The organism is Allobosea sp. (genome assembly GCF_048595345.1).
In the GTDB taxonomy this organism is placed as follows: Bacteria; Pseudomonadota; Alphaproteobacteria; order Rhizobiales; family Beijerinckiaceae; genus Allobosea.
Map to the genome: position 1 here is coordinate 44,564 of NZ_JBMDWH010000007.1, position 19,964 is coordinate 64,527.

Sequence of the window (19,964 nt, forward strand, 5' to 3'; positions counted from 1 at the left end):
TCACTCTGCCGCCAGGCGGCTGATCGACTTCTGCGCGGCGCGCCAAACGGCCTGCGGCGTCGCCGGCATCGCGATGTCCTCATGGCCGAGCGCGTCGGTGATGGCGTTGATCACCGCCGGGGGCGACGCGATGGCGCCCGCCTCCCCGCAGCCCTTGATCCCGAGCGGGTTGGAAGGGCACGGCGTGACGGTCATCCCGACATCGAAGGACGGCAGGTCGTCGGCGCGCGGCATGCAGTAATCCATGAAGCTTGCGGTGACGAGTTGGCCGTCGGCCGTGTAGCGCGCCCCTTCCAGCAGGGCCTGGCCGACGCCCTGGGCGATGCCGCCATGGACCTGACCCTCGACGATCATCGGGTTGATGATATTGCCGAAATCATCCACCGCCGCCCAGCGCTCGATCGTGGTGACGCCGGTCTGCGGGTCGATCTCGAGCTCGCAGATATGGACGCCGGCCGGGAAGGTGAAATTGGTCGGGTCGTAGAACGCCCCCTCCTTCAGCCCCGGCTCGAGCTCCTGCCCGTTGAACTTGTGCGCGATATAGGCCTGAAGCGCGCAGGAGCCGAAATCGAGCTTGCGATCGGTTCCCTTCACCGAGAAATGCCCGTCGGCAAAGTCGATATCCGCCTCGTCGGCCTCCAGCACATGGGCGGCGACCTTCTTGCCCTTCGCGATCACCTTGTCGAGCGCCTTGAAGATCGCCGACATGCCGACCGCGCCGGAGCGCGAGCCATAGGTGCCCATGCCCATCTGCACCTTGTCGGTATCGCCATGGACGATCGAGACATTGTCGATCGGAATGCCGAGCCGGTCGCTGACGAGCTGCGCGAAGGTCGTCTCATGGCCCTGGCCATGGCTATGCGAGCCGGTCAGCACCTCGACCGTGCCGACCGGATTGACCCGGATCTCCGCCGATTCCCACAGGCCGACGCCGGCGCCGAGCGAGCCCACCGCCGCGGAGGGCGCGATTCCGCAGGCCTCGATATAGGAGGAGAAGCCGAAGCCGCGCAGCTTGCCGTTGCGGGCCGAGTCGCGCTTGCGCTTCGGAAAGCCCTTGTAGTCGATCATCTCCAGCGCCTTCTTCATCGAGGCGCCGTAGTCGCCGGCATCGTACATCATGATGACCGGCGTCTGATGCGGGAAGCTCTTGACGTAGTTCTGCATGCGGAACTTCGCCGGATCCTTGCCGAGCTGGCGGGCCGTGACTTCGATCAGCCGCTCGATCACGAAGGTCGCCTCCGGCCGCCCGGCGCCGCGATAGGCATCGACCGGCGCGGTGTTGGTGTAGACCGCATCGACCTCGCAATAGATCGCGGGAATGTCGTACTGCCCCGAGAGCAGCGGTGCATAGAGATAGGTCGGCACCGAGGAGGAGAAGGTCGAGAGATAGGCGCCGAGATTGGCGGTGGTATGGACCTTCAGGCCGAGGATTCTGCCGTTGGCATCGGTGGCCAGCTCGGCATGGGTGACATGGTCGCGCCCATGCGCGTCCGAGAGGAAGGCCTCGGTGCGGTCGGCGGTCCATTTCACCGGCCGCCCGACCTTCTTGGCCGCCCAGACGCAGACCGTCTCCTCGGCATAGATGAAGATCTTGGAGCCGAAGCCGCCGCCGACATCCGGTGCGATCACCCGCAGCTTGTTCTCCGGCGCGATGCCGATGAAGGCCGAGAGCACGAGGCGCGCCACATGCGGGTTCTGGCTCGTCGTGTAGAGCGTGAAGATACCGTCGCCGGCATCGTAATCGCCCACCGCCGCCCGCGGCTCCATGGCGTTCGGGACGAGGCGGTTGTTGACGAGATCGAGCCTGGTCACATGGGTGGCGGCCTTGAACGCAGCTTCCGTGGCATCCTTGTTGCCCAGATGCCAGTTGAAGACCGTGTTGTCCGGCGCCTCGTCATGGACGACGCTTGTCGCGCCGGCCGCCGAGCCCGTATCGACCACGGCCGGCAGCTCCTCGTAATCGACGGCGATCACCTCGGCGGCGTCCTTGGCCTGCGCCAGCGTCTCGGCCACCACGACCGCGACATGGTCGCCGACATAGCGCACCTTGCCCACGGCCAGCGCCGGATGCGGGCCGGCGCGCATCGGCGAGCCGTCCTTGTTGTGGATCATCCAGCCGCAGATCAGCCCACCGATCTTGTCGGCGGTCAGATCGGCCCCGGTGAAGATGCCGAGCACGCCCGGCATTCCGGCCGCCATGCCCGTGTCGATGCTCTTGATCCGCGCATGCGCATGCGGCGAGCGCAAGAAATAGGCATGGGCCTGGCCCGGGCGGTTGACGTCGTCGGTATAGCGGCCCTGGCCGGTGATGAAGCGGTGGTCTTCCTTGCGCCGGACTGCGGCGCCGATTCCGGTGGCTGACATGGTGTTCCCTCCAGAACGCCTCTTTGCGGGCGTTAAGAACCATGAAGTCGGGGAGCCGGACCCTGATGCAGCGCCGAGCGCCGCATCGGCGACCAGCGGCGGAACGCTCTTACTCGGCGGCGGCCTGGACGGGCGCCGCGCCCTTGCCCATCGCTTCGGCGCCGGCTGCCACGGCCTTCACGATGTTGTGGTAGCCGGTGCAGCGGCAGATATTGCCTTCGAGATCCTCGCGGATGGTCTTCTCGTCGAGCGCATGGCCGCGACGGTTCACCATATCGACGGCGGCCATGATCATGCCGGGGGTGCAGTAGCCGCACTGGAGACCGTGATGCTCGCGGAAGGCCTCCTGCATCGGATGCAGCACGTCGCCCTCGGCGAGCCCCTCGATCGTCGTCACCGACATGCCCTCGCAGGCAATGGCGAGCGTGGTGCAGGACTTCACCGCCTTGCCGTCGAGATGCACGACGCAGGCGCCGCACTGGCTGGTGTCGCAGCCGACATGCGTGCCCGTCAGCCGGAGATTTTCGCGCAGGAACTGCACCAGCAGCGTGCGCGGCTCGGCATTGGCCGTCACCGGCTTGCCGTTCACTGTCATGGAAATGGTGGCCATGTCTTAACCCTCCCTCGCTCCGGATCTGCCGCCCGGCTGCTGACGTCCGGATACCGTCCCGATTCCGCCACGGTGCCTCGGAGCAGGAACTGTCTGGAACAGCACTAAATCGAATGTGGACCCGCCAAATCGCGGGGTCAAGCGCGTGGCGCATTTCGGTGGGGCCCGATTTCGCATCGGTTTGAGCACTTTTTGGCAGCCCTGCAAAAACGTGCCGAGGACACAACCGGAACGTGCGGAGACCCATTCCCATTTCCAGATTTTTAAGAGGGCGGCCTTACGCTTCGTCAGAATCAGGGATGAACACCGTGCCAGATCGCCCTCCGCTGTCGACGGCAGAGCAAATCCGCAACCGGCTCGCCACCATCGGTTGGGACGAGCCGCGCAGACATATATTAGCCAGCTACGCACCAATCGCCGAGCGATACATCGACGAACTGGTCGAGGCCGACTTCGAGCGCGCGCGGATCATCAATCCGACGATTGCGCGGAAGATCGAAGAATTGCGGGACGAGTTGCGGACCCGCGAGAAGTCGCATCTGCGCCTCGTCTTCGCCGGACACTTCGCGGCCGACTACATCGCTTCGGCGGAGGATCTCTGCTTGCTGGAACTGCGGGCCGGCCTGGGGCCCAAACCGCGCGTGTCGATCGCGATGGCGTTGATGCAGCGCATCGCCCGGGCGTCATGGCTGCGGCAGGCCCTGCAGCCCAAGCGCCTGGCCGCAGAACTCCACCTCGTGGAGCGGGTCCTGACCTTCGACGTCACCACCGCGGTCAGCATTTCCGATGAGGTCAGGGCGCATCAGGCCGGCCAGCGCGCCAGGATCCTGCACCAGACCACGCAGGAACTGGGCAGCCATATGAGCGCGCTGGAGAGCGACATCGCGGTCGCGGCCGGCCAGTTCGGCACCACCGCCGAGGAAACGGTCCAGGCGACGGACTTCATTCGCGGCGCGCTCGGCGAGGTCGCAAACGCCTCCATGCTGGTGCGCGAGAAATCCGTGCAGACGGCCTCCGCGACCGAGGAGATGTCGGCCAACATCGCCGAAATCGGCCAGCGGGCCCATACCAGCCTCGTGGTCGCCCAGCGCGCCGTCGCGGATGCCGACCAGATGAACCAGGTCGTGGCGCGCCTGCAGCATGCGACCGGCAGCATCGGGGCCGTCGTCGGGATGATCGCCGATATCGCGGCCCAGACCAATCTGCTCGCGCTGAACGCCACGATCGAAGCCGCTCGCGCCGGTGAAGCGGGGCGCGGCTTCGCGATCGTCGCGGCGGAGGTGAAATCGCTCGCCACCCAGACCGCCACCGCGACCAGCGACATCGCCGGCCAGATCGCTGAGCTGAAGGCCAGCGCGGAGGCCTGCGGGGTTCACGCGCATTCGATCTCGACGACCATCAGCGAAATCCGTCTGGATTCCGAAGCGATTTCCGAAGCGGTGTCGCAGCAGAGCGCGGTCACCTCGGCCATCGCACAGGATGCCGCCGCCGTGGCGCATAGCTCGGACATCGCGATCGAGCGCGCCACCGCGGTCAGCAGCGGCCTCGACCAGACCGCGCAGGCCATGGAGCGCGCCCATGCGGCGGCCGACGACATCGCAGCGCGTGTACGCTCCGCCGAAAAGACCGTCGCCGGCACCTTGCGGGCCCTGCGGGAAGCGTCCTGACGGTCAGCCTTCGCTGACCGCCTTGGCGAAATTGGCGAAGAACTCGTCGGCCAGCTTCTTCGACACCGAATCGATCAGCCGCGAGCCGAGCTGCATCAGCTTGCCGCCGACCTGCGCCTCCACCTCGTAGCGCAGCAAGGTCTGCCCGGCTTCGGCGTCGGACAGCATGACCTTCGCCCCGCCCTTGGCGAAACCGGCGATGCCGCCCTCCCCCTCGCCCTGAATGCGATAGCCGTTCGGCGGATCGAGATCGGCCAGCTCGACCTTGCCCTTGAAGGTCGCCTTCACCGGGCCGAGCTTGACCTTCACCACGGCGGACAGATGCGTGTCGTCCTCCTTCACCAGCTGGTCGCAGCCGGGAATGCAGGCCTTCAGCACCTCGGGGTCGTTCAGCTTCGCCCAGACGACCTCCTTGCCCGCCGGCAGGGTCGCCTCGCCGCTCATCGTCATCGCCATGGCGCGTCTCCATCCTGTCCCCCGCGGGTGCTGCTTGCAGCCGGTCTCGTGCGGGCGTTATCCAGAAAGCCTATCCATGCTCGCAAACCAAGCCGATTCACAAGAGGCGACGGCGCAGCCGGAATGCGGCCCCAGCACGAGGCACCATGCTCGAACTGACAGCCCGGGAGGCCGCCGTCGCGGCGGGTGAGGCCGGCCAGGGAGCGGCGATGGCGATGCGGATCGTCGCCGAAGCGGCCCGTCTGATGGGGGCGCCTCGTCTGCTGCCGGTCGCCTCCGCCCATATCGACGGCGCGCTCTATCACGGCGATTCCGGCACGCTGTTCGCCGAAAGCCTTGTGGCCGGCGGCGCCCGAACCGCCGTGCGCGCGACGCTCAACGTCGGCTCCCTGACGCCCTCCGGCTGCGCCGCCGTGCGGCTGCCCCCGCACCAGCACGAGATGGCCCGCCGGATGATGCGCGCCTATGAGGCGATGGGCTGCGAGCCCAGCTGGACTTGTGCGCCTTATCAGGCGGGGCACCGGCCGGCACGCGGCACGGATGTCGCCTGGGGCGAATCCAATGCCGTCGTGTTCTGCAACTCGGTCCTCGGCGCGCGCACGAACCGTTACGGCGATTTTCTCGACATCGCCTGCGCGATCTCCGGCCGGGCGCCGGATTACGGCCTGCATCGGCCCGAGAACCGGCGCGCGCGCCTCCTTCTCGACATCTCCGGCCTCTCGGTGCCATTGCGCCGCTCGGATGTGTTCTATCCGGTGCTGGGCACATTGCTGGGCCGGCGCGCCGGCAGCGCGATCGCCGTCATCCAGGGCCTGCAGGGCTGCACAGACGAGGACCGGCTGAAGGCGCTGGGCGCCGCGGCGGCTTCGGCGGGCGGTGTCGGGCTGTTCCACGTCGCCGGGGTCACGCCGGAAGCGCCGGACGTGGCGACGGCACTGGGCGCGGAGCCACCGCAAGAAACGATCATCGTCTCGCCGCAGGACATCGCCGCCACGCTCGCCTCGCTCTCGACCATCGCCGGCGACCGCATCGACGCGGTCGCGATCGGCTCGCCCCATCTGTCTGTGGCGGAGGTCGAGGCCCTGGAGCGGCTGATCGGCGGCAGAACGCTGGCCCGCCCGATCTATGCCAACACCGGCCGGCATGTCCTGGCGGCCTTGCCCGCCGGCCAACGCCGGGCGCTGGAGACCCGAGGCGTCGTCTTCGTCGCCGATACCTGCGTCGTCGTCACCCCGATCCTGCCGGAGATGGCGGGCGCGGTGCTGATGACGAATTCGGGCAAGTTCGCCCATTACGCGCCGGGAAACACTGGCTATGCGGTCGTCTACGGCTCGCTGGCCGAATGCGTCGAGAGCGCCGTCGCCGGGCGGGTGAAGCGGGAGGCGCGCGCATGGCACTGATCGCCGAACCGCTCATCCCCGGCGCCGCCTCGCGCGGGCTCGGCCTCGCCTTGCGCGCACCGATCAGTTTCTGGGGCGGCGTCGATCCCGCCACCGGCACGATCATCGACGCTCGCCATCCCGATCGCGGACGCAACATCGCCGGCACGGTGCTGGCGCTCCCCGGCACCATTGGCTCATCATCCGCCTCGGCGGTCCTCCTCGAACTGGTCCATGCCGGCCGCGCGCCGGCGGCCCTGCTGCTCGACCAGCCGGATGCGATCCTGCTGCTCGGACTCGTGGTGGCTCGCGAGATGGGCTGGCCTTGCCCGCCTGCCTTCCGCCTCGCTGCCGCGCTTCAGGCAGAGCTGGACGCAAAGCCCCTGCGCATCATGGCGGACGGCGCCATCGCGCTTGACGAGGAGCCCGGCGACCGGTCCATGACTGGCGGGCTCTGACCCCGGGAGGATCACCATGGACGACCAGTCTCGTTACGATGCCGGCATGAAGACCCGCCGGGCCGTGCTCGGCGAAGCCTATGTCGACAAGGCCACGCAGGGCGTCACCGATTTCAACCGCGACTTTCAGGCCTTCATCACCCGCACGGCCTGGAACGACATCTGGAACCGCCCGGGCCTCGATCGGCGCACCCGCTCGGTCATCGTGCTCTCGGTTTCATCGGCGCTGGGCGCCTGGGGCGAGTTCCGCATCCATGTCCGCGGCGCGCTCAACAACGGGCTGACGCGCGACGAGATCGCCGAGCTCCTGATCCAGGTCGGCGTCTATGCCGGCGTGCCGGCAGCGAACCACGCCTATAAGGAAGCGGCGGCCGTCTTCGCGGAGATCGACGCCGACAAGCCGGCCTGACGCACTCAGACCGACTCGAACCGGCGCCGGCGGTAGATCAGACTGGCTCCCGCACCTTGCCCGCCCAGGGCCGCGACCTCTCCGATGAGGACCCGGTGGCTGGCGATGTCATGCGTCGCAACCAGCCGGCAGTCGAAGGCCGCCAGCGCCGTTTCGAGCACCGGGGCGCCCGTGGCCAGCCCGGCCCAGCGCCGTGTCGCGAAGCGCTCCTCGCCGAGAATGCCGCGCCGGCTGGCGAAGATTTCGGCGAGTTCGACGTCGTCGGCCGCCAGCGTGTTGACGCAGAAGATCCCGCTTTCGAGGATGGAGGCCAGGGTACGACTCGTCCGCGCCACGCAGACCAGCACGGTCGGCGGCGCATCCGACACCGATGAGAACGCCGTGGCGGTCAGCCCGAACCGGCCGGCCTCCGTCGTGGTGGTGACGAGATGGACGGCGCTCGCCACCTGCGCCATCGCCTCGCGGAACACCGGCCCCGCGGATTCGTCGATGTCGGGCGGCATAGGATGGACCGTCTTCGTCATGACCTCGGCCGGCATGCCGCGCAGGCGGCGCGCTGCCATGCGACGAGATGTAGGGCTTTCGGCGCCGCGGCGCCACCTGCGCGTGAGGCCATTGCCGCCGCAAGCGCGCCTTACAGATATATCAACCAGGCTCAGAGCCGCGTCAGCGTGGCCAGCAGTCCCTCGCGCAAATGCGCCATCAGCGTATCGCTGGCCCGCGCTGCCGCCGGCACGTCGGCGGTCGCGATCGCCTGCGCTAGTGCCGCGTGGAAGCCCGCGGCCGGAACGAGATCGTCCTGCCGCTCGAAATGATACCAGGCCCGGCGGATCAGCGCCTGCAGGGGCTCGACGGCGCGGGAGGCGTAAGGGCTGCGCGCAGCGGCGGCCACCGCCGCATCGAGCTGCTTGTCGAGCCGCATATAGGCGGCGGCGTCGCCGCGCTCGGCGGCCGCGCGCATCGCCTTGGCGAGGTCAATGATGGCGATGCGCTCGGCCGGGCTCCCGCGCCGGGCCGCATCGCAGACAACGAGCCTTTCGAGCGCTTCGCGCGCATCCAGCGCCGCCATGACGTCGATGGCGTTGATCGCCGCGACGACGACGCCCTTGCGCGGCAGGATGTCGACCATGCCGTGCTGGGCGAGCCGGATCAGCGCCTCGCGCACCGGCGTGCGGCCGAGCCTGACGAAGGCGATCAGCTGGGCCTCGGTCAGGGCCGAGCCCGGCTCCAGTTCCAGGGTGACGATGGCTTCCTCGAGCCGGCGATACGCGGTTTCGGCCTGGCTCAGCGCCCCGCCGGCGCGTGCCGGCCCGCCCTTTTCCGCCTCGTCCTCCATCCGGCCCCCCGATGCGCTTGACCCTGCGCCAACACTGATATATCAAACACCCTAGAAGCGCGTAACCTTAATGCGCGATCCCGCACCGACTGTGCAACAGGAGCATCCCATGACCAAGTGGACGGGCGTCCTGCCCGCCGTGACGACCAAGTTCACGGCCGATGACAAGCTCGACATCGCCGAGATGGAGCGCTGCTTCAAGTTCCAGCTCGATGCCGGCGTGCATGGCCTCATCGTCGCTGGCTCGCTGGGCGAAGCCTCGACGCTGGAGCCGGAGGAGAAGATCGAGGTCCTGAAGACCGCGATCCGCGTCGCCGAGGGCAAGGTGCCGGTGCTGCTGACGGTGGCGCAGAGCTCGACCCGCAATGCCTGCAAGCTGGCGGAGGATGGTGCGAAAGCCGGCGCGGACGGCTTCATGGTGCTGCCGGGCATCCCCTACAAATCCGAGCCGCGCGAGACGCAGGCGCATTACCGCACGGTCGCCAAGGCCGGCGGCCTTCCGGTGATGATCTACAACAACCCGGTCGGCTATGGCGTCGACATCCCGCCGGCGATGCTTGCCGATATGGGCGACGAGCCGCTCTTCACCGCCATCAAGGAATCCTCCGACGATGTGCGCCGCATCAGCGAGATCAAGTCGCTCTGCGGCGATCGCTTCGCGGTGCTGACCGGTGTCGACAACCTCGCACTGGAAAGCCTGGCGCTGGGTGCCGATGGCTGGGTCGCCGGCCTCGTCGTCGCCTATCCGGCCGAGACGGTTGCGATCTACGAACTCGCCAAGGCCGGCCGCATGGCCGAGGCGATCGCGATCTATCGCTGGTTCCGCCCGCTGCTCGACCTCGACGTCTCGACCCGCCTGGTGCAGAACATCAAGCTGGTCGAAGCGGTCGCGATCGGCTCCAATGATCGCTGCCGTGCGCCGCGCATCGCGCTGGAAGGCGCCGAGCGCGCGCGCATCACCGCGATCGTCGAGCAGGCCAACGCCAAGCGCCCGGCCCTGCCGAAGCTCTGAGAGGAAACCGCCCTTGGCCCCTGCCCGCCTCGCCCGCACCGCGACCGACCCTGCGCCGAGGCGCGGCGGCGTAGATCGGGCCGGCGCAGGGCCGAGGCGGCGCGGAGCGGCGGCGTGAAGGTCGCCATCGTCGGAGCGGGGATCGTCGGCGTCGCCATCGCCCACGCGCTGCTGGACGAGGGCCATGAGGTTCTGCTGATCGACCGCGAGGGACCGGCCTTCGGCCCCTCGCGCGGCAATGCCGGCTGGATCGCCCACACCGACATCCTGCCGATCGCGAGCCCGAAGATCCTGCGGCAGGTGCCGAAATTCCTGGCCGACCCTCTGGGGCCGCTCAGCATCCGCCCTGCCTATCTTCCGAAGCTGCTGCCCTGGCTCGCGCGCTTCGTTCTCGCCTCCCGCCCCGGCCCTTACGAACGCTCGATTTCCGGCCTGGCGGCCTTGCAGCGGCTGGCCCTGCCCGCCTGGCTCGCGCGGGCCGAACAGGCGCGCCTCGGCCATCTCATCCATCGCAAGGGCGGGCTCTACGCCTTCACCGATGCCGGGGCGATGGCGGCGGCGACCGAACTGGTGAAGCGGCAGAACGCTCTGGGCATCCGCGTCGAGATGATCGACGGGCAAGCGCTGCGCGCGCTGGAGCCGGCCCTGTCGCCACGCTTCCTCGGCGCGGCGCACCACCCTGACACCGCCCATATCAGCGATCCGCTGGAGCTCACCCTCGCTCTGTTCGAGGCGGCTTTGGAGCGCGGCGCGCAGTTCGAGCGCGTCGGCATCGAACGCATCCTGCCCGGCGAGCAGCCGGCGCTGGAAGCGAGCCATGGCTGGCGCCAGAGCTGCGACCGTGTCGTCATCGCGGCGGGCGCATGGTCCAGGCCGTTGGCGAAGGCGCTTGGCGACGATGTGCCGCTCGATACCGAACGCGGCTACAATGTCAGCTTTCCCGGTGTGACCGGGCTCTTCTCGCGCCCCGTCGCCTTCGAGGGGCACGGCTTCGTCGCGACGCCGCTCGATTCCGGGCTGCGCATCGGCGGCGCTGTGGAGTTCGGCGGCCTCGATGCTCCGCCCAATCACGCCCGCACCCGCCGGCTCTACGACAAGGCGAGCAGCCTCGTCACCGGCCTGCCGGCTTTCGAGAGCGGCCGGACCTGGATGGGCTTTCGCCCCTCGATCCCGGACTCGCTGCCCGTCATCGGCAAGGCGCGGCGCAGCCCGCAGGTGGTCTACGCCTTCGGCCATGGGCATTACGGCATGACCCAGTCGCACGCGACCGCCGACATCGTCGCGGCCTTGGTGGCGGGCCGGCGCCCGCCCATCGACATCGCGCCCTTCAGCCCGCGGCGCTTCTAGAATCAGTTTCCGAGAAGACGGACACAAGCCCATGGCGACCCACACCTTCTTCTGCGTCGACGGCCACACCTGCGGCAATCCGGTACGGCTCGTCGCCGGCGGCGCCCCGCCTTTGCAGGGTGCGAACATGGTCGAAAAGCGCGCGCATTTTCTGGCGGAATACGACTGGATCCGCACCGGCCTGATGTTCGAGCCGCGCGGCCATGACATGATGTCCGGCGCGATCCTCTATCCGCCGACGCGGCCTGATGCCGACATCGCCTTTCTCTTCATCGAGACCTCCGGCTGCCTGCCCATGTGCGGGCACGGCACCATCGGCACAGTCACCATGGCGCTGGAGCGCGGGCTGGTGACGCCGCGCGAGGACGGCATCCTGAAGATCGACACGCCCGCAGGCCTGGTCACCGCGCGCTATACCCGCAACGGCCCCTATGTGGACGCCGTCCGCATCACCAACATCGCCTCCTATCTGCACGCCACGGGCCTGACGGCCCAGGTCGAGGGCCTCGGCGAAGTCGTCATCGATGTCGCCTATGGCGGCAATTTCTACGCGATCGTCGATCCGCAGGACGCAATCCGCGACATCGCCGAGGTCAACCCCTCCGACCTGCTGCGCTGGAGCCCGAAGCTGCGCGCCGCGCTCAACGCGAAATACGATTTCGTCCACCCGGAGAACGCCGCGATCAAGGGCCTCTCGCACGTCCTCTGGACGGGCGCGCCGACCCATCCCGAGGCCCATGCCCGCAATGCCGTCTTCTACGGCGACAAGGCGCTGGATCGCTCGCCCTGCGGCACAGGCACCTCTTCGCGCATGGCGCAATGGGCGGCGCAGGGGAAGCTCGCCGTGGGCGAGGACTTCGTCCATGAGAGCATCATCGGCACGCTGTTCCGCGGTCGGGTCGAGGCCACGGCGCAGGTCGGACCCTTCCCCGGCATCATACCTTCGATTGAGGGCTGGGCCCGAATGACGGGCTACAACACGATCTTCATCGATGATCGCGACCCGCTCGCCCACGGCTTCCAGCTCGCCGACCGGGGCTGATCCGCCGCCGCATGCCCCGCCGGAAAACGCCGAAATGCACGGCGCAGCCGACGCTTACCGACTACGCCGCAGCGCGGCCCGGGACGTGATCAGGTTGCGCGAAAACCGCGCCGTCAACCCGAAATTTCTGCACAATAGAAAGGCAATTCCCGTCAGTTTGATTTTGACAGAACCCCGGGAGGGGGAGATTGTCGGCGGTGAGAACCATTGGTAGCTCTGCAACACAATCGTATCCCGCATGCGCCGGCCTCATGCCGGTGACGAGAACGGGAGCGACATCGAGGGGTCGGCGTCTTCCATGGAAGTGTTTCTCCAGCAGCTCATCAACGGGCTGACACTGGGATCGATCTACGGTCTCATCGCCATCGGCTACACGATGGTCTTCGGCATCATCGGCATGGTGAATTTCGCCCATGGCGACATCTTCATGCTCTCGGCCTTCATCGCCCTGATCTTCTTCATGCTGGTCACGGCCGTCGTCGGCACCGGCGCCGGGATGGTGATGCTGGCGCTGATCGTGGTGCTGGGCTTGGCGATGTTCTTCACCTCGCTGTGGAACTGGACGATCGAGCGCGTCGCCTATCGGCCGCTGCGCGGCTCGTTCCGCCTCGCGCCGCTGATCTCGGCCATCGGCATGTCGATCTTCCTGATGAATTTCGTGCAGGTCGTGCAGGGCCCGCGCAACAAGTCGATCCCCCCGCTCCTGAACAAGTCGATCACGCTGATCGAGAGCACGACCTATTCGGTGCAGATCTCCTACAAGCAGATCGTCATCATGCTGACGACCGCCGTGCTCCTCGCCGCCTTCTGGTACATCGTGCAGAAGACGCCTCTCGGCCGCGCCCAGCGCGCCTGCGAGCAGGACCGCAAGATGGCTGCCCTGCTCGGCATCGATGTCGACCGCACCATCTCGATCACCTTCGTGATGGGCGCCGCGCTCGCGGCCGTCGCGGGCGTGATGTATCTTGTGCTCTACGGCGTGGTGAACTTCTCGGACGGCTTCACGCCGGGCGTAAAGGCCTTCACCGCGGCGGTGCTGGGCGGCATCGGGTCCCTTCCCGGCGCCGTGCTCGGCGGACTGCTGATCGGCCTGATCGAGGTGATGTGGTCGGCCTATTTCACCATCGACTACAAGGACGTCGCCGCCTTCTGCATCCTCGCCATCGTGCTGGTCTTCATGCCCTCGGGCATTCTCGGCCGGCCGGAAGTCGAGAAGGTCTGACGCCATGGCCACGGCAGCATCCGCCAAACCCGCCGGCCTCGACCTGAAGGCGGCGCTGAAGGAGGCCGGCTTCGCCGCCCTCGTCACGCTCGGCCTCTGCATTCCGATCATCGCCTGGGGCACCCGCCAGAACATGGACAATGTCCTGGTTCTGGACCCGCGCTGGGACGCGGTGGCCTGGGCGGTCGCCATCGTCTTCGTCGGCCGCTTCCTCGTCGCGCTGCGCCAGCAGCAGAAGGCCGGCAGCAACAAGCCCGCGATCCGCCTGCTGCCACATGGCACCATCGCCTTCTTCCAGCGCCATTCGAAGCTGTTCTCGCTCTTCGGCCTCGGCTTCCTCGCCGCGTTTCCCGCCATCGCGATCAGCCTCGCCGGCTGGGGCGGCGCGCTGAAATGGGTCGATAATTTCGGCGTGCAGATCCTGATCTACGTCATGCTCGGCTGGGGGCTGAACATCGTCGTCGGCCTCGCCGGCCTGCTCGATCTGGGCTACGTCGCCTTCTATGCGGTCGGCGCCTATTCCTATGCGCTGCTCGCCAAGAATTTCGGGCTGTCCTTCTGGATCCTCCTGCCGCTGGCCGGCATCCTCGCCGCCTTCTGGGGCATGCTGCTGGGCTTCCCCGTCCTGCGGCTTCGCGGCGACTATCTCGCCATCGTGACGCTGGCCTTCGGCGAGATCATCCGCCTCGTCCTGATCAACTGGACCGAGTTCTCGAACGGCTATGCCGGCATCTCGGGCATTCCGCGCCCGACCTTCTTCGGCATTCCCTTCAACGCCAGCGACACCGGCTTTGCCGCGGTCTTCGGGCTGGAATTCTCGCCGCTCTACCGGACCATCTTCCTCTATTACCTCATTCTCTGCCTCGCCCTGCTGACCGCCTTCGTCACGCTGAGGCTGCGCCGCCTGCCGGTCGGGCGCGCCTGGGAGGCGCTGCGCGAGGACGAGATCGCCTGCCGCTCGCTCGGCATCAACACCACGAACACCAAGCTCACGGCCTTCGCGCTGGGCGCCATGTTCGGCGGCTTCGCCGGCGCCTTCTTCTCGGCCCGCCAGGGCTTCATCAGCCCCGAATCCTTCACCTTCATGGAATCGGCGGTCATCCTCGCCATCGTCGTGCTCGGCGGCATGGGCTCGCTCTGGGGCGTCGCCATCGCCGCCATCGTGATGATCGGCGGCACCGAGCTGCTGCGCGAGCTGGAATGGATGAAGGCGATCTTCGGCGCCGATTTCGACCCGACCAAATACCGCATGCTGATCTTCGGCTTCGCCATGGTCGTGATCATGATCTGGAAGCCGCGCGGCCTGATCTCGACCCGCGAGCCGACCGTCTTCCTGAAGGAGAAGAAACAGATCTCGGCCGATCTCGTGCAGGAGGGCCATGGCTGATGAGCGCCGCCGCTCCCTCCCCCCTGCCGGCTCACGGCAGGCCGTTGCTCCAGATCGAGCATGTCACCATGCGCTTCGGCGGCCTCACCGCCGTCAACGATCTCTCCTTCGAGGCCCGCAAGGGCGAGATCACCGCGCTGATCGGCCCCAACGGAGCCGGCAAGACGACCGTGTTCAACTGCATCACCGGCTTCTACAAGCCGACCCAGGGCATGATCACGCTGACGCAGGATGATGGCACGAGCCATCTGCTGGAGCGCATGCCGGACTTCCGCATTTCCTGGAAGGCCAAGGTCGCCCGCACCTTCCAGAACATCCGCCTCTTCGGCGGCATGACGGTGCTGGAAAATCTACTGATCGCCCAGCACAACCCGCTGATGCTGGCCTCCGGCTTCTCGATCCTGGGCGTGCTCGGCACCTCCGGCTACAAGGCGCGTGAGAAGCAGGCGATCGAGAAGGCCAAGTTCTGGCTGGACAAGATCAACCTCACCCACCGCGCCGACGATCCGGCCGCCGATCTGCCCTATGGCGACCAGCGCCGGCTGGAAATCGCGCGGGCGATGTGTACCGACCCCGTGCTGCTCTGCCTCGACGAGCCGGCCGCCGGCCTCAACCCGCGCGAGAGCCTGGATCTCAACGAACTGCTGCTCTCGATCCGCAAGGATCTCGGCACGGCCCTGCTGCTGATCGAGCACGACATGTCGGTGGTGATGGAAATTTCGGACCATGTCGTGGTGCTCGACTACGGCACCAAGATCGCGGACGGCACGCCGGCCGAGGTCCAGGCCGACCCGAAGGTCATCGCCGCCTATCTCGGCGTCGATGACGAGGAGGTCGAAGAGGTCGAAGCGGAGGTCGGCATCTCGTGACTGCGCCCCAGCCTCTCCTCTCCGTCCGCGGGGTCAAGACTTATTACGGCAAGATCATCGCGCTGAAGGGCGTCGATGTCGATGTGAATCCCGGAGAGATCGTCACCATGATCGGCGCCAACGGCGCCGGCAAATCGACGCTGATGATGACGATCTTCGGCAATCCGCAGGCCCGCGAGGGCACCATCACCTATGACGGGCGCGACATCACGAAGATGCCGAGCCACGAGATCGCACGCCTGGGCATCGCGCAATCGCCGGAAGGGCGCCGTATCTTTCCGCGCATGACCGTCTACGAGAACCTTCAGATGGGCGCGGCAGTGAACAACTTCGCTCATTTCGACGACGATCTCGAGCGCATGTGCGTGCTCTTTCCGCGAGTGAAGGAGCGTCTCCAGCAGCGCGGCGGCACCCTCTCGGGCGGTGAGCAGCAGATGGTGGCGATCGCCCGCGCGCTGATGGCCCGGCCCAAGCTCCTGCTGCTGGACGAGCCTTCGCTCGGCCTCGCTCCGCTGATCGTGAAGCAGATCTTCGAGGCGATCCGCGAGCTCAACCGCAGCGAGGGCCTCACGGTCTTCCTGGTGGAGCAGAACGCCTTCCATGCGCTGAAGCTCGCCCATCGCGGCTATGTCATGGTCAATGGCGTCGTCACCATGAGCGGCACGGGCAAGGAACTACTCGCCAACCCGCAGGTGCAGGCGGCCTATCTGGAAGGCGGGAGGCACTGACGATGCAGGGCATCCTCTACGAAGAACCGACCATCTGGCTGTTCCTTCTCGTCTCGGTGGTCATGGGCGGCTGGCTCGCCTGGATGGCGGGGCGCGCCATCGCGCTGACCTGGCGGCCGAACTGGCAGCTGCTCATCTACATGCTGATCCTCGGCCTGTTCGTGCGCTTCATCCATTTCGCGCTGTTCCAGGCGACGCTGCTGACCCTGCATTATTACATCGTCGACACGCTGGTGCTGCTGGCCTTCGGCTTCGCCGGCTGGCGCTACACCCGCGCCCGGCAGATGACGCGGCAATATCACTGGCTGTTCGAGCCGGCCGGCCCCTTCGGCTGGAAGCCGCGCCCGGGCGCCGTGATCAAGCCGGAATTGCTGTGAAGTCCGGCCATTAGTCGCATGAGCTTGCCGCGTGACACCCTGCCGAAAACGCGCAAGACTGCGCTTTCCGGCGGCACACGCGCCGAGACGGGCGGTGCGTCCAGCCCGTTGTCAAACAGAGCGTTTTTAAAAACCGAGGGGAGTTTCACCGCATGAAGAAGTTGCTTTTGGGCGGCATCGCGCTGGGCGCGGTCCTGGCGTTTTCGAGCATCGCCAATGCGCAGATCAAGCTGGGCGTCGCCGGCCCCATCACGGGCCCCAACGCCGCCTTCGGCGCGCAGCTGAAGAACGGCGCCGAGCAGGCTGTCGAGGACATCAACGCCGCCGGCGGCGTCCTCGGCCAGAAGATCACCGTCAGCGTCGGCGACGACGTCTCCGACCCCAAGCAGGGCGTCTCGGTCGCCAACAAATTCGTCGGTGACGGCGTGAAATGGGTCGTCGGCCCGTTCAACTCCGGCGTCGCCATGCCGGCCTCGGAAGTCTATGCCGAGAACGGCGTGCTGATGATCACCCCTTCGGCCACCAACCCGAAGATCACCGAGCGCGGCCTCTGGAACACCTTCCGCACCTGCGGCCGTGACGACCAGCAGGGCTCGGTCGCCTCGGCCTATCTGATCAAGAACTTCAAGGACAAGAAGATCGCCGTCGTCCACGACAAGACGACCTATGGCCAGGGCCTCGCCGACGAGACCAAGAAGGGCCTCAACGCCGGCGGCATCAAGGAAGTGCTCTATGAAGGCGTGAACGCCGGCGAGAAAGACTTCTCGGCGCTCGTCTCCAAGATCAAGGCTTCCGGCGCCGATTACCTCTATTGGGGAGGCCTGCACACCGAAGGCGGCCTGATCGTGCGCCAGATGCGCGACCAGGGCCTGAAGACCGTGCTCGTCTCCGGCGACGGCATCACCACCGACGAGTTCGCCACCATCGGCGGCCCCGGCGTCGAAGGCACGCTGATGACCTTCCCGCCGGACCCGCAGAAGCGCCCGGAGGCGGCCGCCGTCGTTCAGAAGTTCGCTGCCAAGAACTTCAAGCCGGAAGCCTACACCCTCTACAGCTATGCCGCTGTCCAGATCATGGCCGAGGGCGCCAAGCGCGCCAACTCGACCGACCCCAAGAAGATCGCCGACGCGCTGCATGGCGGCCAGCCGGTGAAGACCGTGATCGGCGATATCGGCTTCGACAAGAAGGGCGACATCACCCGCCCGGACTACACCATGTACACCTGGAAGAAGGGCGCCGACGGCAAGATCACCTATATCGAGAACTGATCTGGGCTGATCGCCTGAGCGTGTAAGACAGGACCGCCCCGGTGAGAGCCGGGGCGGTCTTGTTTCGTAGTCATCTTCCCGCATTCACGTTCCGGCATACTCAGCCCAGTGCCAGGGAGCTCAGAAGATGCGCGTCTTAACTGTCGGCCAAACGGAGCTCTTCTCGGGCAACGTGACGACGCTGAATTGGATCGGCCCCAGACCGGCTGCGGCCATCGAGCGCAATCTAGGGTATGCACCGGGCCGGCTGGCGCAAGGTTACTGGGTCATTTTACTCAAGCAGATACTGACGGCGGATGATTTCGAATTCGATGGCACGACTCTTCGATCCGGGGGGCGCATCGGTGTTCCTGCTCAATCCGAGACCGAGGACGCAAAAAGAGCTCGGATCCATGACGAGGTTCTGCGGGAATACGGCCCGGCGGGCTATCGCGAACTGCAGATGCGGGCGTTGGCTTCAGTTAAGCTTCACGGCCAAGACCGCATCGCCAAGGTCGTTCCCGTAACTCTGCATGAAAGTGGCCTCGCGCCGGCTGAACAATATCCGATGGGCGGCGGCGGACTGCAATGGAACATAAAAAAGCCCTGCCGATTCCTCATCGCGATGCACGTCTCACCAACACGCATCGCGACATTGCCTGGCTTAACGGTATCGTTGACCGATGGTCCGAAGGACGATGAGAACCGTGCGAGGGTCAGCCGGTTCCTTGCATCTGCTTGACGCAATCTGATCAAGCTCGCGAGAGCATCGGCGCTCACGAGCCGACCTGAATCACCCTCTCAGGAACCGCGCCCAACCCCTTGAGAAAGCCGCCGAAGCGCAGCAGCCCGTCCGGCCAGGGGCCATGCCCGGATTCGGTGTTGAGATGGCCGCTGTCGCCGGCATCGACGTATTGCGAGCCCCAGGCCTCGGCCAGTTCCCTAGCCTCCTCGGGCGTGCAGTAGGGATCGGTCGCGCTGGCGATCAGCACCGAGGGAAAGGGCAAGCGCTCGCGCCGATGCGGGATGAAATCGGCTCCCATTCCGGGGATGGCGCGCTTGGCCCGCTCGGAAGCCGGCGCCACCAGAAAGCCGCCGGCGACATCGCCATGCCTCAGATGCTCGGCGGCATGGGCCACGGCGCTGCATCCGGCCGAATGCGCCACCAGCACCACCGGCCGGCTCGCCGCGCGCACGGCCGCGACGATCTGGCTCGCCCAGCCGTCGCGCGTCGGCTTGTACCAATCCTCCTGCTCGACGCGCCGGGCATTCGGCAGCCGCGTCTCCCAGCGGGTCTGCCAATGGTCCGGCCCGGAGCTCGACCAGCCCGGAATGATCAGGATATCGACGTCGGCGGTTTTCATGAGGTCGTCTCGAGGAGAGGAACACCTTCGCTCACCGCAGCGGCGCGCAAGGCACCGTCGAAGGTCGCCAGCGGCAGCCCGCTGCGACGGGCGAGTTCGAGATAAGCGGCGTCATAGACCGTGAGCCGATGCGCCAGGGCGAGGTTCACGACATCTGCTGACACACCGAAACGGTCGCGGGCGTCCGAAGCGATCCGGAGCGCCGCCACATCGGAGAGCGCCGAGCCCATCTCGTCGCGGGTGATGCGACCGCGACGATAGGCGACGACCAAACCGTTGCAGACTTCGGTGGCGCAATGCGCCGGAGCGCGCGCCCCTCCCCCGATGAGATCGGCAACGAAGGCCTCCGCCGGCTGCGTCTCGTCCGGGAGCAGCACGGCCAGCACGACGCTGGCATCGACGACGCACGGCATCAGCGCCGGCCTTCCTCGATCCATTCCCACATCTCGCGGGCCGAGATCGGCAACTGGCCGCTCACCGCGAGCCGCTCGCCGATCGCCCGGCGGCGCGCCAGAATTTCGCGTGCCCGCGCTGAGGCCCTATCTCCATCAATCGCTTCGGGAACGATCCTGGCGACCGCCTTGCCATGGCGCGTCACGACGACCTCCTCGCCCTGCTCGACCCTGTCGAGCAGCTCGGAGAATTTGGTCTTCGCCTCGAAGGTCCCGACGATGATCATGCCATCAGGAT

22 protein-coding genes are annotated in these 19,964 nt (G+C 66.9%); 14 read left to right on the forward strand and 8 right to left on the reverse strand.

All coding sequences use genetic code 11. The features are described from left to right. Together ACOJTB_RS01030 and ACOJTB_RS01035 are read right to left on the reverse strand one after the other, a co-directional pair. A complete protein-coding gene (locus tag ACOJTB_RS01030) occupies positions 1 to 2,364 on the reverse strand; it encodes a xanthine dehydrogenase family protein molybdopterin-binding subunit (RefSeq protein WP_420100653.1) in 2,364 nt (787 codons plus the stop codon). Between the two features lie 109 nt (positions 2,365 to 2,473). Beyond that, a complete protein-coding gene (locus ACOJTB_RS01035) occupies positions 2,474 to 2,974 on the reverse strand; it encodes a (2Fe-2S)-binding protein (RefSeq protein ID WP_420100654.1) in 501 nt (166 codons plus the stop codon). Between the two features lie 308 nt (positions 2,975 to 3,282). Here ACOJTB_RS01035 and ACOJTB_RS01040 point away from each other — a divergent pair, with 308 nt between their 5' ends. After that, positions 3,283 to 4,641, forward strand: a complete 1,359-nt coding sequence (locus ACOJTB_RS01040; protein ID WP_420100655.1) for a methyl-accepting chemotaxis protein — start codon at positions 3,283 to 3,285, stop codon at positions 4,639 to 4,641. Between the two features lie 3 nt (positions 4,642 to 4,644). Here ACOJTB_RS01040 and ACOJTB_RS01045 read toward each other — a convergent pair whose 3' ends face one another. Continuing rightward, positions 4,645 to 5,097, reverse strand: coding sequence for an SRPBCC family protein (locus ACOJTB_RS01045; protein ID WP_420100656.1), 453 nt, complete (start codon positions 5,095 to 5,097; stop codon positions 4,645 to 4,647). A 146-nt stretch (positions 5,098 to 5,243) separates the two neighbouring features. Between ACOJTB_RS01045 and ACOJTB_RS01050 the strand changes: the two genes are divergently transcribed. The 3 genes from ACOJTB_RS01050 to ACOJTB_RS01060 are packed head-to-tail and all read left to right on the forward strand — an operon-like array spanning position 5,244 to position 7,343. After that, on the forward strand, positions 5,244 to 6,497 hold the full coding sequence (locus tag ACOJTB_RS01050; protein ID WP_420100657.1) for an aconitase X: 1,254 nt from the start codon (positions 5,244 to 5,246) through the stop codon (positions 6,495 to 6,497). Next, complete coding sequence (locus tag ACOJTB_RS01055; RefSeq protein WP_420100658.1) at positions 6,488 to 6,934, forward strand: aconitase X swivel domain-containing protein; 447 nt, start codon at positions 6,488 to 6,490, stop codon at positions 6,932 to 6,934. Before ACOJTB_RS01050 ends, ACOJTB_RS01055 begins: the two co-directional genes overlap by 10 nt. Positions 6,935 to 6,950: 16 nt before the next feature. Continuing rightward, a complete protein-coding gene (locus ACOJTB_RS01060) occupies positions 6,951 to 7,343 on the forward strand; it encodes a carboxymuconolactone decarboxylase family protein (RefSeq protein WP_420100659.1) in 393 nt (130 codons plus the stop codon). Between the two features lie 5 nt (positions 7,344 to 7,348). Here ACOJTB_RS01060 and ACOJTB_RS01065 read toward each other — a convergent pair whose 3' ends face one another. Both ACOJTB_RS01065 and ACOJTB_RS01070 read right to left on the reverse strand, forming a co-directional pair. Continuing rightward, positions 7,349 to 7,906: a flavin reductase family protein gene (locus ACOJTB_RS01065; protein WP_420100660.1), complete on the reverse strand. Its 558-nt coding sequence runs from the start codon at positions 7,904 to 7,906 to the stop codon at positions 7,349 to 7,351. A gap of 92 nt (positions 7,907 to 7,998) precedes the next feature. After that, positions 7,999 to 8,679, reverse strand: a complete 681-nt coding sequence (locus ACOJTB_RS01070; RefSeq protein ID WP_420100661.1) for a GntR family transcriptional regulator — start codon at positions 8,677 to 8,679, stop codon at positions 7,999 to 8,001. 109 nt (positions 8,680 to 8,788) lie between these two features. Between ACOJTB_RS01070 and ACOJTB_RS01075 the strand changes: the two genes are divergently transcribed. From ACOJTB_RS01075 to ACOJTB_RS01120, 10 genes are all read left to right on the forward strand, one after another. Next, entirely contained in the window at positions 8,789 to 9,691 is a 903-nt protein-coding gene (locus ACOJTB_RS01075) for a dihydrodipicolinate synthase family protein (RefSeq protein ID WP_420100662.1), read from the forward strand. Between the two features lie 114 nt (positions 9,692 to 9,805). Beyond that, on the forward strand, positions 9,806 to 11,038 hold the full coding sequence (locus ACOJTB_RS01080; RefSeq protein WP_420100663.1) for an NAD(P)/FAD-dependent oxidoreductase: 1,233 nt from the start codon (positions 9,806 to 9,808) through the stop codon (positions 11,036 to 11,038). 31 nt (positions 11,039 to 11,069) lie between these two features. Then, entirely contained in the window at positions 11,070 to 12,080 is a 1,011-nt protein-coding gene (locus ACOJTB_RS01085) for a 4-hydroxyproline epimerase (RefSeq protein WP_420100664.1), read from the forward strand. Between the two features lie 298 nt (positions 12,081 to 12,378). Then, positions 12,379 to 13,302 (forward strand): ABC transporter permease subunit, encoded by a 924-nt coding sequence (locus tag ACOJTB_RS01090; protein WP_420100665.1) that lies wholly within the window; start codon positions 12,379 to 12,381, stop codon positions 13,300 to 13,302. Positions 13,303 to 13,306: 4 nt separating this feature from the next. Beyond that, entirely contained in the window at positions 13,307 to 14,689 is a 1,383-nt protein-coding gene (livM, locus tag ACOJTB_RS01095) for a high-affinity branched-chain amino acid ABC transporter permease LivM (protein WP_420100666.1), read from the forward strand. Continuing rightward, positions 14,689 to 15,558: an ABC transporter ATP-binding protein gene (locus ACOJTB_RS01100; protein WP_420100667.1), complete on the forward strand. Its 870-nt coding sequence runs from the start codon at positions 14,689 to 14,691 to the stop codon at positions 15,556 to 15,558. Before livM ends, ACOJTB_RS01100 begins: the two co-directional genes overlap by 1 nt. Beyond that, positions 15,555 to 16,286, forward strand: coding sequence for an ABC transporter ATP-binding protein (locus ACOJTB_RS01105; RefSeq protein ID WP_420100668.1), 732 nt, complete (start codon positions 15,555 to 15,557; stop codon positions 16,284 to 16,286). Before ACOJTB_RS01100 ends, ACOJTB_RS01105 begins: the two co-directional genes overlap by 4 nt. 2 nt (positions 16,287 to 16,288) lie before the next feature. Further along, positions 16,289 to 16,663, forward strand: coding sequence for a DUF6867 family protein (locus ACOJTB_RS01110; RefSeq protein WP_420100669.1), 375 nt, complete (start codon positions 16,289 to 16,291; stop codon positions 16,661 to 16,663). A gap of 152 nt (positions 16,664 to 16,815) precedes the next feature. Then, positions 16,816 to 17,931 (forward strand): branched-chain amino acid ABC transporter substrate-binding protein, encoded by a 1,116-nt coding sequence (locus ACOJTB_RS01115; protein WP_420100670.1) that lies wholly within the window; start codon positions 16,816 to 16,818, stop codon positions 17,929 to 17,931. A gap of 127 nt (positions 17,932 to 18,058) precedes the next feature. After that, positions 18,059 to 18,652 (forward strand): hypothetical protein, encoded by a 594-nt coding sequence (locus tag ACOJTB_RS01120; RefSeq protein WP_420100671.1) that lies wholly within the window; start codon positions 18,059 to 18,061, stop codon positions 18,650 to 18,652. Between the two features lie 34 nt (positions 18,653 to 18,686). On the opposite strand, the gene ACOJTB_RS01125 is transcribed toward ACOJTB_RS01120, so the two are convergent. The 3 genes from ACOJTB_RS01125 to ACOJTB_RS01135 are packed head-to-tail and all read right to left on the reverse strand — an operon-like array spanning position 18,687 to position 19,953. Beyond that, positions 18,687 to 19,274 (reverse strand): RBBP9/YdeN family alpha/beta hydrolase, encoded by a 588-nt coding sequence (locus ACOJTB_RS01125; RefSeq protein ID WP_420100672.1) that lies wholly within the window; start codon positions 19,272 to 19,274, stop codon positions 18,687 to 18,689. Then, the gene (locus ACOJTB_RS01130; protein ID WP_420100673.1) at positions 19,271 to 19,687 is read right to left on the reverse strand and encodes a type II toxin-antitoxin system VapC family toxin; all 417 of its coding nucleotides are present in this window, start codon (positions 19,685 to 19,687) and stop codon (positions 19,271 to 19,273) included. The genes ACOJTB_RS01125 and ACOJTB_RS01130 overlap by 4 nt, the downstream gene beginning before the upstream one ends. Beyond that, the gene (locus ACOJTB_RS01135; protein WP_420100674.1) at positions 19,687 to 19,953 is read right to left on the reverse strand and encodes a type II toxin-antitoxin system Phd/YefM family antitoxin; all 267 of its coding nucleotides are present in this window, start codon (positions 19,951 to 19,953) and stop codon (positions 19,687 to 19,689) included. Before ACOJTB_RS01135 ends, ACOJTB_RS01130 begins: the two co-directional genes overlap by 1 nt. Positions 19,954 to 19,964: the final 11 nt, after the last annotated feature.